The sequence below is a fragment of the Methylorubrum populi genome (genome assembly GCA_036946625.1).
GTDB classification, from domain to species: domain Bacteria; phylum Pseudomonadota; class Alphaproteobacteria; order Rhizobiales; family Beijerinckiaceae; genus Methylobacterium; species Methylobacterium populi_C.
In genome coordinates, this window is the sequence record JAQIIU010000002.1 from 272,632 (window position 1) to 288,913 (window position 16,282).

A 16,282-nucleotide genomic window follows, 5' to 3' on the forward strand; every position below is an offset into this window, starting at 1 on the left:
GTCATCGCGAGGCGAAGCCGAAGCGATCCAGGGCGCGACCTCTCCGGATCGTGCGGAGCCCTGGATTGCCACGGCTTCGCCTCGCAATGACGGATAAGACACCAAAGCCATCACGGAAGCCGTGTTCAGGCCGCCTCGGCGCGGCGCTCCAGAAGTCCCGGAAGCGCGCGCAGGTTGAGCGGCTTGGGCAGGAAGCCGTCGAAGCCCGCCGCGAAGGCGGCGGCGGCGTCCTCGCGGCCGGTATTGGCGGTGAGCGCCACGAGGTGGAGTGGCGCGGCGCCGGTCTCGGCCTCGCGGGCGCGGATGCGGCGGGCGACCTCCAGGCCGTCGAGGCCGGGCATGCGGATGTCGATCAGCGCGAGGTCGAACGGCCCCTGCCCCGCCGCCAGCACCAGCGCTTCGAGCCCGTCGCGGGCGAGGCTCACCTGCGCGCCCAGCCGCTCCAGGGCCTTGGTGGCGAGCAGCGCGTTGATCGGGTTGTCCTCCGCCAGCAGCACCCGGCGGGCCGGAACCGCGGTTTTCTCCTGTGACGACGGCGGCGCGGCGGACAGGGGCGCGGCAACCGGGATCGGCCGCGGTTCCAGCAGGCGGTCGAACAGGGAGCGGGCGCGCACCGGCTTGATCAGGTAGCTGTCGAAGCCCGCCGCGTTCGGCGCGCCGAACTCCCGCCGGTCGAAGGGCGAGAGCAGGATCAGGCTGCAGCGCACGCCGCTGCGGGCGGCCTCCGCCGCGAGGGCCCGGACGGGGCCGTCGCCGAGGCTTCGGTCGGCGATCAGCGCGTCGAAGGCGACGCCCGAGAGCGCGTCGAGGCCGGCCTCCGCGCTGCCGACCACCACGGCGGCGGCGCCGGAGCGGGCCAGCCGCCGGGCGAGGAACGGCGCCTGGAACGCCGAATCCGCCACGATCAGGATTTTTCGCGGGGCGAGGGCGGGTGGCGGCGCCGGAGCGTCCGCGCCCTCGGCGACCGGCAGCGGCAGCACGACCCGGAAGGTCGAGCCGCGCCCGAGCGCCGAGCGGGCCTCGATCGTGCCGTTCATCCGCTCGACGAGGCGGCGGGTGATGGCGAGCCCCAACCCCGTGCCCTCGTGGCTGGCGCTGTCGTCGCCCTGCTCGAACTCCTCGAACAGCACCGGGATACGGTCCTCCGCCATGCCCGGGCCGGTATCCTCGACGGTGAGCGAGAACCCCTCGCCCTCCCGGGCGAGGCTCACCCCGACGCCGCCGTTCTGCGTGAACTTGATGGCGTTGCCGGCCAGATTCACGAGGATCTGCCGCACCCGGTCGGCGTCGCCGAGGCGCAGGGCCGTCAGGTCGTCGGCGACGTCGAGGGCGATCTCCAGGCCCTTGTCCTGGGCGCGCGGCGCCAGCAGCTCGACCACGCCCTCGACCAGGGCGGCGACGTCGAAGGGCGCGGCGGCGAGATCGAGGCGGCCGGCCTCGATGCGGGAGAAGTCGAGGATGCCGTCGACGAGGCCGAGCAGCGCCTTGCCGCTGGTGCGGAAGGCTTCGACATAGGTGCGCTGCTCCGGGTCGAGGGGCGTGTCGAGCAGGAGGTCGGCCATCCCGAGGATGCCGTTCAGGGGCGTGCGCAGCTCGTGGCTGACGGTGGCGAGGAAGCGGGACTTGGCGACGTTGGCGGCCTCCGCCCGGCTCTTGGCCTCGTCGAGGGAGCGCGCCGCCTCGACCCGCTCGGTCACGTCCTTGCCCGCCCGCAGCCAGTTCGGCCCGCCCTCGCCGCCGGCCGCCGGCATCTCGACGAACGAGAACCAGCGCGGCACCCCGTCCACCGGCACCAGCCGCTCCTCGACCACCCGCACGCCGTCGGGGCGCTGCTCGACCGCGCCGCGCTCGATCACCTGCGGCGTCAGCGTCGAGCCGATCAGCTCCAGCGGCTCGACCCCGAGCAGCGCGGCGAAGCCCTCGCTGGCGAAGGTGATCCGCCCCTGCCCGTCCCGCTGCACCACCGCCTGGGTCGTGGCCTCCACCAGCACCCGGTAGCGCTCCTCGCTCTCGGCGATCTGCCAGAGTCGATCCTGCAGCGCCTCCGTCACGTCGGAATCGTGGGCGAGCGGCTCGCGGCGGCGCAGTCGGACCAGGATCAGCGCCAGCATCGCTGCCGCGATGCCCAGGCCCAGCACGGTCACCGCAAGGGTCATCGGTTCCACACAGTCCCCCAATGCCGGCCGATGCCGGAAGCCCGGCTCGTCAGGGGAGCGACAGTGCCAGCCGCGCGTGAAGCGCCGCTTGAGAAAGAGGCTTAAGGGTGCGTGAGCGGGATCCGTGCGTTTGTGCCGGTCGGGCAGCGCAGGGCTTCCCCTCTTCCCCGCGCGCGGGGCGCCCCGACAACGGGGGCGCCGCTCAGAGGATCCGCGCGCTGTCCCGCACCCGCGCCTCGGCGGCCTGGATCGCCTCCGGCGTGCCGACATGGAGCCACTGCCCGTCGAGGCGCAGGCCCTGGAGGCGGTTGCGCCGGATCGCCCGGTCGAACAGCCGGGTCAGGGAGAAGGGACCCTCCGGGGTGTCGGCGAACAGCTCCGGCTTCAGGATCGCCACGCCGGCGTAGATGAAGGGCGCGACCTCGCGCTCGCCCCGCCACGACAGGCGGCCGTCCGGGTCCATGGAGAAGTCCCCCGCCCCCTCGTAGCCGAGGCTGGTGGCGGTGGGGGCGACCAGCAGCAGGATGTCCGTGTCCCGCGGGTTCCACGCCTCGATCAGCCGGCCGAGATTGGGCCGCGGCCCTTCGAGCCAGAAGGAGTCGGAGTTGAACACCACGAAGGGCTCGCCCTCGAACCGTTCGAGCGCCTTCTTCACGCCGCCGCCGGTCTCCAGGAGCGCGTCCCGCTCGTCGGAGACCACGATGGCCGGCGCGCCCGTGCGGTGGGCGAGATGGCCCTCCATCAGGTCGGCGAGCCAGTGGACGTTGACCACCGCGGTCTCGATGCCGCCCGCCGCCGCCCGGTCGAGGGCGTGGTCGATCAGCGCCTTGCCGGCGACCTCGACCAGGGGTTTCGGCACGGTCGCGGTGATCGGGCGCATGCGCTTGCCCAGTCCCGCCGCGAGCACGAAGGCACGGCGGATTCCTTTGGAGTTCTGCTCGTCGCTCATGACGCGTTCACGGGCCGGTTCGGGAAGGAGCGCTCGCGGCGGGGCCGGCATCCGGCCCCTGCACGACGAGGCTCGGCAGGTGGGTCTCGTGCCATGCCCGAAGGCCCGCCAGCGCCGGATGGGCGAGGTTGCGGGCGAGGTAGCCCTCGATCCGCGGCAGGTGGGCGAGGTAGCCGGGCTTGCCGTCGCGCTTGTCGAGGCGCGCGAAGATGCCGAGGATCTTGGTGGCGCGCTGGGCCGCCAGCACCGCGTAGGCGCGGGCGAAGGCCTGCATGTCGAAGCCGATGTCGCGGGCGCGGCGCTCGCGGATGTAGAGGCCGAGCAGGCGCAGCTCGAAATCCGCGCTGGCATCGACCCGGGCGTCCTGCAGCAGCGAGGCCACGTCGTAGGCCGGGTGGCCCATCACCGCGTCCTGGAAGTCGATCACGCCGACCCGCTCCAGCCCGGTCCGGTCGGGCAGCCAGATCAGGTTGGGCGAGTGGTAGTCGCGCAAGCACCAGGTCGCGGCCTCGGCGAGCAGTTCCTTCAGGGCCCCGGTCCAGAGGTCGAGGAAGGCGCTGCGCGCCGGCGGCGGCAGGGTCGTGCCGCGGATCGCGGGGGCGTACCATTCGGGCATCAGCTCGGCCTCGAACAGCAGCGCTTCGAGGTCGTAGGGCGGGATGACGTGCTCGATCCCTTCGCTCACCGGCACGGCCTCGGGCAGGTCGGTGGCGTGCAGCTTGGCCAGCAGCCGCACGGCCTCGGCGTAGCGCTCGGGCCGCGGGACGCCGTTCTCGATCACCGGCTCGGCGCCGAGATCCTCGAGGATCAGCAGGCCGGCCTCGAGGTTCTCGCCCAGGATCTTCGGGGCGGAGAAGCCGATCGCCCGCAGCGCCCGGTCCATGCCGGCGAAGGCGTGGACGCTCTCGGCGAGCTTGACCACGGCGCTGTAGGGCTTGCCGTCCTTGACCGGCGGCCCGTCGGGGCGCGGCGGGGCGATCATCAGCACGGCGGTCTCGCCGCCGGGCTTCACCAGGCGTTCGTAGGCGCGCGAGGAGGCGTCGCCCTGCATCGGCACCCGCTCGGCCTCGTCCCAGCCGCTGCGGGCGAGCAGGCCGCGGATGGCGCGGGCTCGCTCCAGGCGCGCGCGCATCTCGTCCGTGCCGTCGATCCGGACGAGGCGGGCCTCCTCGCCGTACTCCGCCCTGAGCGACAGCTCGACGGTGAGGACCGGGTTGTCGCGCGCGCCCAGGCGCTCGGGCCACTCGACCAGGGTGATCGCGGTCTCGGAGAGTTCGTCGAAGCCGAGTTCCACCAGTTCGTCCGGCCCGCGCAGGCGGTAGAGGTCGGCATGGATCACCGTGCGGCCCGAGCGGGTCTCGTAGGGCTGCATCAGGGTGAAGGTCGGGCTCGGCACTTCGAGGCGGGGATCGCCGGCCAGTTCCCGGATCATCGCGCGCGCGAGCGTGGTCTTGCCCGCGCCGAGTCCGCCGGAGAGGGCCACGAGGTCGCCGGGCTTGAGGAAGCCCGCGAGGAAGGCGGCCATGTCCTCGGTGGCGTCCTCCTCGGGCAGCAGCACCTCCCAGGCCGCGCGCCGCGGCGGCGGTTTCGGCTGAGCCTCGCCGTCCCGATCGTCGCTCAACGCCCCAATCCTCCGCAACCTCGCGACTGGCCGCCCCGCTCGGGGGGCCGGCCTCGGCAATCCTAGCGAGGGATGTTTAACCATTTCCGGCACCGGCGTGAGTCCCGGCGCCGCGGCCGAGGCCCCGCCCGATCCCGGATCGGCGCCCGCCCCTACTCCGCGGCGGCCTTCGCGCCCGAGCCGGGCAGCCCGCGTCCGCCCTCCCCGGCTCGCTCGGAGCCCGGGAGACGGCCGTCGCCCGGTGACGGCTCGACCGGGAACAGGCAGGTGACGTGCGTGCCGGTTCCCGGCGCCGAGCGGATCTCGACCCGGCCCCCGTGCAGTTCGACGAAGGAGCGCACGATCGACAGGCCGAGGCCGACGCCGCGGTGCTTGGTGCCCAGCGTGTTGCTCTCGAAGCGGTCGAACACCCGGTCGATGACTTCCGGCGGGATGCCGCGGCCGCGGTCGATCACCGTCAGCCTCAGCTCGCCCCCCTCGCGACGCGCCTCGACGCGCACCTGCTGGCCCGGGGCGGAGAAGCCGACCGCGTTGGAGAGCAGGTTGAACAGGATCTGGCGCACCCGCTTGCCGTCGGCGAACACGCTGCCGATGCCGTCCGGCACGTCGAGGTCGAGGCCGATGTCGGATTCCGCCAGCCGGTCCTCGATGCCGCGGGCGGCGGCCTCGACGGTGGCGCGCACGTCGATGGTCTCGCGCTGGAGTTCGAGCGAGCCGGCATCGATCGAGGCGAGGTCGAGGATGTCGTTGATGATGACGAGGAGCGCGGCCGACGAGCGCATGATGTGCTCGGAATATTCGCGCTGGCGCTCGTTGAGCGCGCCCACCGTCTCGTCGCCGAGAAGCTGGGTGAAGCCGATGATGTTGGTGAGCGGCGAGCGCAGCTCGTAGGAGACGTGGTGGACGAAGGTGTCGCGCAGTTGCGAGGCGCGCTCCAGGGCGTCGTTCTTCTCGGTCAGTGCCCGCTCGACGTTGGCGCTGGCGGTGACGTCGATGAAGGTCAGCAGCGTCGCGCCGAGCGGCAGCGGCTGGGCCGAGCAGTCGAGCACCGTGCCGTCGGCCATGTCGAGGCGGCAGCCGTGGCCGCTGCGGGTCTCGTTGAGGCCGGTGATCGCCTGCCGGATGCCGGCCCAGGGGCCCTGCTCCGCCGTGAGCGCCCGGCAGGCGGCGATGACGGCGTCGACGTGGGGCTTGCCCGCGAGCGTCGCGGGGTCGAGGCGCCAGGTCGCGGCGAAGGCGCGGTTGGCCACGGTCAGGCGTCCGTCGGCGCCGAACACCGCCACCGGCTCCTTCAGGGCCTCCAGGGTCTCGGCCTGCTCCTTCATCAGCGCGTCGTAGCGCGAGGCGAGCTTCATGCTCTCCGAGACGTCGTGGTAGAGGTAGGTCAGGCCGCCCTGCGGATTGGGATCGGCGACGACGCGCAGGGTGCGCCCGTCGGGCAGGTACCAGGGCGTGTCGGTGGCCTCGACGGCGCGGTAGGCTGCCAGGACATCGGCCTTCCACGAGCGGAAATCGGCCTGCTCGGGCAGCTTGCGGGCGGCGCGCAGGCGGTCGAGGATCTCGCCGTCGAGCGGGCGGCCTTCGAGGAAGGCGGGGTCGAGATCCCACAGGCGCTGGTAGGCGGCGTTGTGGAAGATCAGGCGCTGGCGCGCATCGAACATCGCCACCGCGGTCGGCAACTGGTCGAGGGTGCGCACGTTGGCGTCCATCTGCCGCTGCAGGTCGGCCCGCACGCTCTCCAGTTCCGAGACGTCGACGGCGATGCCGGCGCGGCCGGTCTCCAGGGCGTTCTCGGTCACGTCGAGGGTGCGGCGCGCACCCGCCACCACCGCCGAGAGGCGCGAGGGGGAGGCGGTCAGGCCGGGCCGGCCCGCCTGCCGGGCGATCTGGTCGCGGGCGCTCCGGTCGAGCAGTTCGAGCCCGCGGCTCAAAACGGCCTCGCGGCCCGGGGCCTCGACGGCGGCGGCGTAGGCCGCGTTGACGAAGGTCAGCGCCCCGTCGGGGCTCCGATGCCAGACCGGCTGCGGGATCGCGTCGAGCAGCCCGGCCAGGGCCGACAGGCCGCGCTTGGCCTCGTCCAGCCTGTGGCGCAGCTCGATCAGCTCGCGGCGCTCCTCCGTGGTCTCGCGCAGGCGCAGCAGCGCCCGCCCGCTCACCGCCTGACCCTGCGCCTCGACGTAGCGCCCGGCGAGGCTGCGCAGGTTCATCCGGAAGCCGGAGCCGCGTTCGCGCAGCGTCGCCGCGGCGGCGTCGAGCAGGTGCGCGTCCTGGGGGGCGAGCCAGCTCCCGAAGGCGAGCAGGCGGCGGACGCCGCCCTCGGCTCCGCGGTCGTGGAAATCCGAACCGCGAAGATCCTGATGACGAAGATCCTGATGACGAAGATCGTGGGCGAAGCCGGCATCGCCGACCACGAGCGGTTCGCCGCGCCCGGCCCAGATCACCAGCGCCTGCCGCTCGGAATGGAGCAGCATCTCCGCCCGGTCGTGCGCGCCGCCGAGATGGGCGAGTTCGTCCTGAAGCGCCCGCTCCCGGGCGGTCCAGCCGACGCGTTCGCGCAGATAGACCAGCGACAGGATGGTCGCGAACAGGATCAGGCCGAGGATGACGGCGAGGCCGGCGACGTTGTGCGCGTGCATCGGTCCCAGCATCGGCCCCGCTTCGATGGTCGGACCGCCCTCGGCCGCTGCCGCGACCGGTGCCGCGACGACGAGGACGCCGACACGCGACAGGACGCGCGCCGCACGCTCCAGACCCATGTCCCGCCCCCAACCCAGACCTGGTGTTCCGCGGACCCCGGAGGTTCGCGTTCCCGAATGTTTCCGCTCGAAGGTTCCCGGCATGCACCGGGCAAACACCCACCGCCGCGTTCGGCCGGCCGCCGCCGCGCGAGCACCTGCTTCGAAGATTCGAGCCACTGTAACGCGGGGTCGATTCCGGCTGGAAGCGTCTTTGTGCCCTTGAGGGCGCCGCCCCTGCATTCCGGCGCCGTACAGCACCCAAAAGCCACACCTCCCGAATCGGGACTTGACGGCGTTTCCGGGGGCCGGGCGGGCCCGGATGCGTCGGCGCGAGCCGGCTTTCGCGCGGCCGGTGCGTCGCCGGAAAACGGTTTTGCGGCAGGGGCCGCGGGCGCGCCGCGTGGCCGGAACACTGCCCGCGCACGAAAAAAGCCCGGCCGGGAGGCCGGGCTTCCGCCCGCTTCGGCATCGCCGAAGCGGGGCCCGGCCCCTTAAGCGGAAGCCGGACCGGGAAGGCGGATCAGTAGCGGTAGTGCTCCGGCTTGAACGGACCGGCCTGCGGCACGCCGATATAGGCGGCCTGATCGGGGCGCAGCTTGGAGAGCTTCACGCCGATCTTCTCGAGATGCAGCGCCGCGACCTTCTCGTCGAGGGTCTTGGGCAGGGTGTAGACCTGCTTCTCGTACTTGCCGGGGTTGGTCCAGAGCTCGATCTGGGCGAGCGTCTGGTTGGTGAAGGAGGCCGACATCACGAAGGACGGGTGGCCGGTCGCGTTGCCGAGATTCACCAGGCGGCCCTCCGACAGGAGGATGATGCGGTGGCCGTCGGCGAACTCGATCTCGTCGACCTGCGGCTTGATGTTCTGCCACTTGAGGTTCTTCAGGCCGGCGACCTGGATCTCGTTGTCGAAGTGGCCGATGTTGCACACGATGGCGCGGTCCTTCATCGCCCGCATGTGCTCGATGGTGATGATGTCCTTGTTGCCCGTCGCCGTCACGAAGATGTCGGCGCGCGGCGCCGCGTCCTCCATGGTGACGACCTCGTAGCCCTCCATCGCCGCCTGGAGCGCGCAGATCGGGTCGATCTCGGAGACCATCACGCGGCAGCCGGCGTTGCGCAGGCTGGCGGCCGAGCCCTTGCCCACGTCGCCGAAGCCCGCGACCATGGCGACCTTGCCGGCCATCATCACGTCGGTGCCGCGGCGGATGCCGTCGACCAGCGACTCCTTGCAGCCGTAGAGGTTGTCGAACTTCGACTTGGTGACCGAGTCGTTCACGTTGATCGCCGGGAAGAGCAGCTTGCCCTCGCGCGCGAGGTTGTAGAGGCGGTGCACGCCCGTGGTGGTCTCTTCGGAGACGCCCTTGATCGCGTCGGCCAGCCCCGCGAACCAGCCCTTCGGCTTCTCGGCGAGCTTCTTCTTCAGGAGCGCGAAGAAGATCTCCTCTTCCTCGGATTCCGGCTTGTCGAGGAAGGCGGTGTCGCCGTTCTCGGCGCGCAGGCCGAGATGGACGAACATGGTGGCGTCGCCGCCGTCGTCGAGGATCATGTTCGGCATGCCGCCGTCATGCCAGTCGAACAGCTTCGAGGTGTAGTCCCAGTACTCGGCCAGCGTCTCGCCCTTCACGGCGAAGACCGGGATGCCGGCGGCGGCGATGGCCGCGGCGGCATGGTCCTGGGTCGAGTAGATGTTGCACGACACCCAGCGGATGTCGGCGCCGAGCGCCTTCAGCGTCTCGATCAGCACCGCGGTCTGGATCGTCATGTGCAGCGAGCCGGCGATCCTGGCGCCCTTGAGCGGCTGGCTCGCGCCGTACTCGGCGCGGGTCGCCATCAGGCCCGGCATCTCGGTCTCGGCGATCGAGATCTCCTTGCGGCCGTAATCGGCCAGCCCGATGTCGCGGACGATGTAATCGTTGGCTTGAGCCATGTCGGTGTCCTTCTTCGATCGCGGCCGGCCCGAAACGCACGCCGGCCCGGCGCATCGGCCAGTTCGCCCAGCCGGGTCGGCCATCCCTGTAGCAGGACCGGAGCTAGGGAGCAATCAAGACATAAAGATGTCTTTATGCGTTTAATTCCAGGCTGGGCCGGGCGGTGCGACGGCGGGGTGGCGCCGCTTCATCCCCCGTCCCGCAACTGTCGGCGGATGATCTTGCCGCTCGTCGTCATCGGCAGGGTTTCGCGAAAAGCGAGGGCGCGCGGCACTTCGTGGGCGGACAGCCGGGCCTTGGCGAAGGCGAGGATCTCGGCGGCGAGCGCCTCGGAGGGCGAGAAACCGGCACGCAAGGTGACGAAGGCCTTCACGACCTCGGTGCGCAGCGGGTCGGGCATGCCGACGGCGGCGGCCAGCGCCACCGCCGGATGGGCGCAGAGGCAGGACTCGATCTCCGCCGGGCCGATCCGGTAGGCCGCCGAGGTGATGAGGTCGTCCTCGCGGCCGACGAAGCGGACGTAGCCCTCGGCGTCGCGCCGCGCCCGGTCGCCGGTCATCCACCAGCCGTCGCGAAATTTTTTCTCGGTCGCCTCCGGCTGGCGCCAGTAGCCGAGGAACAGCACCGGGTCGGGCGCGCGCACGGCGATCTCGCCGGTCTCGTCCGTGGCCGCCTCGGTCCCGTCCTCGCGCAGCACCGCGACCCGGTGACCCGGCACCGGCCTGCCCGTGGCACCGGCCTTCGCGCCGAGCCGCCCGCAGGAGGCGAGGACGAGGTTGCACTCGGTCTGGCCGTAGGCCTCGCCGATGGTGAGGCCGAGCGCCTCCCTTGCCCATTCGAAGGTCTCCGCTCCGAGCGCCTCGCCGGCCGAGGCGACGTTGCGCAGGCGCGAGAGATCGAACCTTTCGCGCGGGTCGGCGATTCCGCGCAGCATCCGCAGGGCGGTCGGCGGCAGGAAGGCGTGGGTGATGCCGAGATCCGCCATCCGCCGGAACGCCGTCTCCGGCTCGAACCGGCCCGGACCCTGCGCCACCACGGGCATGCCGAGGCGCAGGGACGGCATCAGCACGTTGAGCAGGCCGCCGGCCCAGGCCCAGTCGGCCGGCGTCCACATCAGCCCGGTTCCTTGCGCGGGAAAGCCGTGCATCAGGGTCCAGCCCGGCAGATGACCGAGCAGCACCCGGTGGCCGTGCAGCGCCCCCTTGGCGAGGCCGGTGGTGCCGGAGGTGTAGATCATCAGCGCCGGATCGTCGGGCCCGGTCGCCCGCGTCGCGAATTCTTCCGCCTCGGAGGCGAGCACCGCGAAGAAATCCTCCGCCGGGCCGGAGGCGCCGTCGACCGACAGGATCGTGACGAGGTCCGGCAGGTCGGCGCGCAGCCGCTCCAGCTTGGCCAAACCCGCCGCATCGGTGACGACGGCCCGGGTCCCGGAATCGACGAGGCGGTGGCGCAGGGCCGCCTCGCCGAACAGGCCGGCGAGCGGGAGCGCGATCGCGCCGAGCCGGTAGGCGGCGAAGTGGGTGACCGCCGCCGCCGCCGATTGCGGCAGCAGCAGGGCCACCCGGTCGCCCGGCCCGATGCCGCGGGCGAGGAGCGCCGCGGCGAGCCGCAGCGAGTCCGCCCGCAGGCGGCCGTAGCTCACCGGCTCGGGACGGTCGTCCGGCCCGAGCACCAGCAGCGCCGTGCGATCGGGCTCGGTGAGCGCCCAGCGGTCGCAGACGTCGGCCGCGATGTTGTAGCGCTCCGGGATCTCCCAGCGGAAATCCGCGAGGTCGGCTTCGTAGCTGTCGGCCGGCTCCGGCACGGCGATGTCCTCGAACCTTGAGGCGGCCCCGTCATCCGCGTGCGGCGGGGCCGGCGAATTCCGCCGTTCGACCTCAGCCTTCGCGCTGCGGAAACCCGCCGCGGAAGGCGAAATCGGTGATCGGGTGGCGGGCGTTCGGCCGCTCCTTGGCCCTCTGCTCCTCGCCCAGTTCCGCCCAGGGCGTGGCGCGCCCCACCCCGTAGGCGGCCTCGACCCGGTGATGCTCGGGCACGTCGAGCACGGCGGCCGCACGCTCCCGGTCGAAGCCGGTCATGCCGTGGACGTGCCAGCCCTGCCGGTTGGCCTGGAGCGCGAAGGCGAGCGAGGCGGCGCCGGCATCGAGCGAGTGGCTGATGGACGGCTTCAGGTCGTCGCCGACCTTCATCCGCTCGTTCGACACGAGGATGACCAGCGCACCGGTGTCCTTGGCCCATTTCTGGTTGCCCGGCACCAGAAGGTCGAAGAAGGTCTGCCATTCGGCCGTGTCGCGCAGGGCGTAGAGGAAGCGCCAGGGCTGGGAGTTGTAGGCCGAGGGCGACCAGCGCGCCGCCTCGACCATCCGCAGCAGTTCGGTCTCCGGTACGGCCTCCCCGGTGAAGGCGCGGGGCGACCAGCGCTCGGCGAAGATCGGGTCGATGGCGTGGTCGGGGGTGCGGGTGGTCGGGCGGGTCGTCTCGTCGGTCACCGGGGGCGGTCTCCACTCTCTGCGGTCGATCGTGCGGCGCACGTTATGGCAGTGCACAAGAGCGGGCTAGGGGGTGGCGTTGCGGAGGGCGGCTCGATGGGCCGTAGCCTTGAAGCCAAAATCCGAGCCGACCGTGGCCATCCCGAACGCGCGATCCTGACGGGTGTGCTCGGGGCGCTCGGGCTGCAACCGAGCGTGCGGCCTCGCACCGCATGACCGGTGTCCCTGGCCGGCCGTTCTCGCTACCGTTTCCTGCCTTTGCGGCAAGGGAGCGCATCATGGGAGCGCATCATGACCGGGTCCGATCGTCACCTGCGGGATCTCCTGCTGCTGCGCGAGGATCGCGACGGCGTCGCCACCCTGACGCTCAATCGGCCGGGCGCCCGCAACGCTCTCTCCTTCGATCTTCTCGAAACCCTGCGCGGCGCCTTCGCGGACCTGTCGGGCGACGAGAGCGTGCGCGCCGTCGTGCTGGCGGCCGCGGGACCGGTCTTCTGCGCCGGCCACGACCTCAAGGAGATGACCGGCTATCGGGCACGGAGCGACCGCGGCGCGGAAAAGTTCGAGGCGCTGTTCGCGCTGTGCTCGGCCGTGATGATGGCGATCCCCGCGCTGCCCCAGCCGGTGATCGCGGCGGTGGAGGGCGTCGCGACCGCGGCGGGCTGCCAACTCGTGGCCTCCTGCGACCTCGCGGTGGCGGGCGCGGCCGCGCGCTTCGCCACGCCCGGCGTGCAGATCGGCCTGTTCTGCTCGACGCCGATGGTGGCGCTCTCGCGCAACCTCTCGCGCAAGGCGGCGATGCGGATGCTGCTCACCGCCGAGATGGCCGATGCCGAGGAGGCCCGGCGCCTGGGCCTCGTCAACGACGTGGCGGCGGCCGGCGGGGCGCTGGCCGCCGCGCAGGCGCTCGCCGCAGGCATCGCCGCGCGCAGCCCCGACACCGTGCGCGTCGGCAAGCGGGCCTTCTACGAGCAGTTGGAGATGCCGCTGGCCGAGGCCTACGCCCATGCCGGCCGGGTGATGACGCGGAACATGCTGGCGCGGGCGGCGGAAGAAGGCATCGACGCCTTCCTTCATCGCAAGGGGCATCGCAAGGGGCGTTGAGGCGAACCGATCGGCGGCCCGCGCATTGCCCCCGCGCCGCCCCGAAGCCGACACGAGCGCCGGGCAAATGGACCCGCATGCTCCTCCGACGTCCTCCTCCGGTCACCGCCGAACCGGGCCCGAACACGAAGAAGATCGTGAGCTGGAACCTGCTGCGCCGCACCGGCGCGGCGGTCGACTGCCTCGTGGCGCTGATCGAGCGGGAGCGGCCCGACCTGCTGCTGATGCAGGAGGCCACCAGGGACATCGCCGCGCTGACGGAACGGGTCGGCGGCGTCTACGCCTGGGCGCAACTGCCCGGCCGCATCCACGGGCCGGCGATGTGGAGCCCGACGCCCTGGCGCAAGCCCCCCGAGACCGTCGCCCTCCCCCCGGGTGTGCTGATCGACCGGGTCTGCCAGGTGCTCGATACCGGCGATTTCGGCGTCGCCAACGTCCATCTCTCGCATGGACAGGTCCTGAACCGGCGCCAGCTCCGGCGGATCGAGGGCCACCTGCCGGCCCGCGCGGCGGTGCTCGGCGACTACAACATCGTCGGTCCCGCCCTGCTGCCGGGCTTTCGCGATGTCGGCCCGCGGCGACCGACCCATGCCATGGTCGACGTGCTGCCGCTGCGGCTCGACCGCTGCCTCGTACGCGGGCTCGTCTGCCACGCGCGCGCGGTGCTGCCCCGCGGCCTGTCGGACCATCACCCGATCGTGGTGCATCTCTCGCCGGCGCCGGGGGGCGCCGCGGTCGGCCGGCTCAGAGGTATGGCAGAAGCAGTCGGACGGCTGCGTCGCGCAGGCGCTGCGCGAGCGAGCGGGCGTCGAGGTCGCCCAGCGTCAGACGGGTCTGCCGCTTCCCCGTGATGAAGCCCTCGAGCGTCCGGGCGAGGTCCGTGTCGTAGACCTCGACGTTCAACTCGAAGTTCAGGCGGAAGCTGCGCGAATCCCAGTTCGCGCTGCCGATGAGGCACCATTGGCCGTCGACCACCATCGCCTTCGAATGATCGAAGGGCGGCGTGTCGATCCAGATCCGCACGCCGCTCTTCAGGAGCGGGTCGATATGCCCGCGCGTCGCCCAGTCGACGAAGCGGTGATCGCTTTTGGCGGGGATGATCACGTCGATCTCGATGCCCCGCGTCGCCGCGAGGCAGAGCGCGTTCACGACGAGGTCGTTGGGCAGGAAGTAGGGCGTCGTCAGCCGGATCGATTCCCTCGCGCAGGCGATGACCTGGAGGATCACGGTGGCGATCTTCTCGATATCGGCATCCGGCCCGGAGGTGACGACGCGGGCGATGACGTCGCCGGCCGGCGCCAGCGGCGGCAGCCACGCCTCCCCCTCCAGTTCCTCGTCGCTGACGAACAGCCAGTCGGCGATGAAGGCCTGGGTCAGGTGCTCGACCACCGGCCCCTCGATCCGGAAATGCGTGTCGCGGATCGGGAAGTCCGGTTTCTGCGACACGCGGTTGCCGTCGGAGATGTTGACGCCGCCGGTGAAGGCGGTGCGGCCGTCGAGGATCAGCAGCTTCTTGTGGGTGCGCAGGTTCAGGAACGGCATCCGCCAGGGCAGCGCGGAATGCATGAACAGCCCGGCCGGCACGCCGAGCCGGCGCAGGCGCCGCCACGCCGCCGGGAAGAAATAGCCGCTGCCGATGCCGTCGAGGATCACCCGCACCTCGGCGCCCCGATCCTGCGCCGCCTTCAATGCCGCGCAGAACGCCCGGCCGATCGCGTCGTCGCGGAAGATGTAGCTCGACAGGGCGACGCTCCGGCGCGCTTCGCCGATCGCCGCCAGCATCGCCGGATAGGCCTCGTCGCCGTTGCGGAAGACCTCGATCCGGTTGCCCGCCACCGTCGGCAGGCCGGTGATCGCCTGCACCGCCCGGTCGAGGGCGTGGTAGGTCTCGGGCACGTGGGCGGAGGGCTGCGGCGTGTCGTCGATCGCCTGCGAGGGGCGCCGCTTCAGACGCCGGGCGCGCCGCTCGACCCGGTTGATGCCGAAGGTGACGTAGAGGAGGCTGCCGAAGACCGGGGCGAGCCAGGCGAGGCCGATCCAGCCGATCGCCGCGCCCACCACCCGCTTGCGCAGCAGCACGTGCACGCTGACGCCGAGCGAGATCACGAGGCCGATGGCCGCGACGATCTCGGTCCGCAGGGAGGCCGTCGTGCCGAGCCATCGGGTGAGGACTTCTTCCACCGGTCCGCCTGCCGCCCTGTCCTGTCGAGAACGGCCGAGGAGATAGGCCAAGCCGGGGCCGGCGAACAGGCGGGAAAGGCTCGGATCCGAGGAAGGCGGCCGAACTGGTTTCACTCCGGGGGAGCCGGAAGCGATGTCCGGTCAGGCGGCCGTCCAGGCGGCGGTGTCGTCCCAGGCGCAGGCGGCGTTCAGGGTGCCGGCGAAGACGGCGGCCAGCCGCGCCCGCTCGGCCTCGACGATGGGGCCGTCCACGGCGACCGGGCGGCAGCGGCCCGGCATCCCCGGCGCGACGAAATCCGGATCGACCAGGGTGCCGTCCGCCCCCGTGAACCACGAGCGCGTGCCGAGATCGATGTAGCTCTCCGCCGGAAGACCTTCCGCGAGCAGGATGTCGTGAACGTCGAGCTCGACGTGCCAGTAGGTGACGGTGGCGAGATCGGTGCGGGCGATGCTCGTGCCGTTGATCAGGCACATGACGGGCACGAGAACGCCGCCTTCGTTGTCGGCATCGGCACCGACGAGGACGGGATGTCCGGGCGAGAGGCAGAGGTCGCGGACGGGCAGGCCGTGTCCGAAGGCGCCGGCGCGGACGCGGACGGGAGCGTGCTCGGCGGCGGGTTGCCGATCGCCGCCGAGGCGGCGCTGCCCGATCCAGGTGATCGGGCGGTGCTCGCCGGAGGCGGTGACGGCGGTGTCGCCGACGCGCAGGCCTTCGACCGGAATGTCGGCCTCGATGCCGTCGCGGATGATACGGATGGCCGTACCATCCGCAAAGCAGAGCGGGGCGTAGTCTCCGAGATTCGTTTCGTTGAATATTATGATCTCACCTAAGCTCAAGGGAACGCTCGAGAGAATATAGCTATTCCCGTCCTGGCCGGTGAATACGATACTTTCGTTGTCGTCGAACGAAGTGGCCGTGAATGTTTGGAGAGGGGTTCCGTCTGCCGCAATTGTAACAGAAACTGTATCGCCAGGGTCTGAAACGGACCCACTCACGATTATATCAAATGGAGACAGGGAGTCTATTTGGAATCCGTTCGCCGCTCTCTGTGAGGCTTGAGAAAAGTATCCAGCCGGATAGACAACATTGTTGAATGTGATTGCCATGGTCGCTTC

At 71.5% G+C, this 16,282-nt stretch carries 11 protein-coding genes; 2 read left to right on the forward strand and 9 right to left on the reverse strand.

Annotated elements, in window-relative coordinates:
• Positions 1–125: 125 nt before the first annotated feature.
• The 7 genes from PGN25_02965 to PGN25_02995 form a co-directional block, all read right to left on the reverse strand.
• Positions 126–2,156, reverse strand: coding sequence for an ATP-binding protein (locus tag PGN25_02965; GenBank protein ID MEH3116585.1), 2,031 nt, complete (start codon positions 2,154–2,156; stop codon positions 126–128).
• 202 nt (positions 2,157–2,358) lie between these two features.
• Positions 2,359–3,105 (reverse strand): nucleotidyltransferase family protein, encoded by a 747-nt coding sequence (locus PGN25_02970; GenBank protein MEH3116586.1) that lies wholly within the window; start codon positions 3,103–3,105, stop codon positions 2,359–2,361.
• Between the two features lie 7 nt (positions 3,106–3,112).
• On the reverse strand, positions 3,113–4,810 hold the full coding sequence (gene tsaE, locus PGN25_02975; GenBank protein MEH3116587.1) for a tRNA (adenosine(37)-N6)-threonylcarbamoyltransferase complex ATPase subunit type 1 TsaE: 1,698 nt from the start codon (positions 4,808–4,810) through the stop codon (positions 3,113–3,115).
• 68 nt (positions 4,811–4,878) lie between these two features.
• The gene (locus PGN25_02980) at positions 4,879–7,482 is read right to left on the reverse strand and encodes an ATP-binding protein (protein ID MEH3116588.1); all 2,604 of its coding nucleotides are present in this window, start codon (positions 7,480–7,482) and stop codon (positions 4,879–4,881) included.
• 502 nt (positions 7,483–7,984) lie between these two features.
• Positions 7,985–9,391, reverse strand: a complete 1,407-nt coding sequence (ahcY, locus tag PGN25_02985; GenBank protein MEH3116589.1) for an adenosylhomocysteinase — start codon at positions 9,389–9,391, stop codon at positions 7,985–7,987.
• A gap of 188 nt (positions 9,392–9,579) precedes the next feature.
• Positions 9,580–11,196, reverse strand: coding sequence for an AMP-binding protein (locus tag PGN25_02990; protein MEH3116590.1), 1,617 nt, complete (start codon positions 11,194–11,196; stop codon positions 9,580–9,582).
• A gap of 73 nt (positions 11,197–11,269) precedes the next feature.
• The gene (locus PGN25_02995; protein ID MEH3116591.1) at positions 11,270–11,881 is read right to left on the reverse strand and encodes a nitroreductase family protein; all 612 of its coding nucleotides are present in this window, start codon (positions 11,879–11,881) and stop codon (positions 11,270–11,272) included.
• A 291-nt stretch (positions 11,882–12,172) separates the two neighbouring features.
• On the opposite strand from PGN25_02995, the gene PGN25_03000 reads away from it, so the two are divergent.
• The gene (locus tag PGN25_03000) at positions 12,173–12,985 is read left to right on the forward strand and encodes an enoyl-CoA hydratase (GenBank protein ID MEH3116592.1); all 813 of its coding nucleotides are present in this window, start codon (positions 12,173–12,175) and stop codon (positions 12,983–12,985) included.
• A 77-nt stretch (positions 12,986–13,062) separates the two neighbouring features.
• Positions 13,063–13,836 carry an endonuclease/exonuclease/phosphatase family protein gene (locus PGN25_03005; protein ID MEH3116593.1) on the forward strand — a complete coding sequence of 258 codons (774 nt, stop codon included), beginning with the start codon at positions 13,063–13,065 and terminating at the stop codon, positions 13,834–13,836.
• Here PGN25_03005 and cls read toward each other — a convergent pair.
• Together cls and PGN25_03015 are read right to left on the reverse strand one after the other, a co-directional pair.
• The gene (cls, locus tag PGN25_03010; GenBank protein ID MEH3116594.1) at positions 13,730–15,166 is read right to left on the reverse strand and encodes a cardiolipin synthase; all 1,437 of its coding nucleotides are present in this window, start codon (positions 15,164–15,166) and stop codon (positions 13,730–13,732) included. The genes PGN25_03005 and cls overlap by 107 nt on opposite strands.
• A gap of 141 nt (positions 15,167–15,307) precedes the next feature.
• Positions 15,308–16,273 carry a Hint domain-containing protein gene (locus tag PGN25_03015; GenBank protein MEH3116595.1) on the reverse strand — a complete coding sequence of 322 codons (966 nt, stop codon included), beginning with the start codon at positions 16,271–16,273 and terminating at the stop codon, positions 15,308–15,310.
• Positions 16,274–16,282: the final 9 nt, after the last annotated feature.

Coding starts and splice junctions, on each gene's coding strand:
- PGN25_03000 (MEH3116592.1), top strand. CDS start 12,173: ATGACCGGGTCCGATCGTCACCTGCGGGATCTCCTGCTGCTGCGCGAG.
- PGN25_02965 (MEH3116585.1), bottom strand. CDS start 2,156: ATGACCCTTGCGGTGACCGTGCTGGGCCTGGGCATCGCGGCAGCGATG.
- ahcY (MEH3116589.1), bottom strand. CDS start 9,391: ATGGCTCAAGCCAACGATTACATCGTCCGCGACATCGGGCTGGCCGAT.
- PGN25_02970 (MEH3116586.1), bottom strand. CDS start 3,105: ATGAGCGACGAGCAGAACTCCAAAGGAATCCGCCGTGCCTTCGTGCTC.
- PGN25_03005 (MEH3116593.1), top strand. CDS start 13,063: ATGCTCCTCCGACGTCCTCCTCCGGTCACCGCCGAACCGGGCCCGAAC.
- PGN25_03015 (MEH3116595.1), bottom strand. CDS start 16,273: ATGGCAATCACATTCAACAATGTTGTCTATCCGGCTGGATACTTTTCT.
- PGN25_02980 (MEH3116588.1), bottom strand. CDS start 7,482: ATGGGTCTGGAGCGTGCGGCGCGCGTCCTGTCGCGTGTCGGCGTCCTC.
- tsaE (MEH3116587.1), bottom strand. CDS start 4,810: ATGGTTAAACATCCCTCGCTAGGATTGCCGAGGCCGGCCCCCCGAGCG.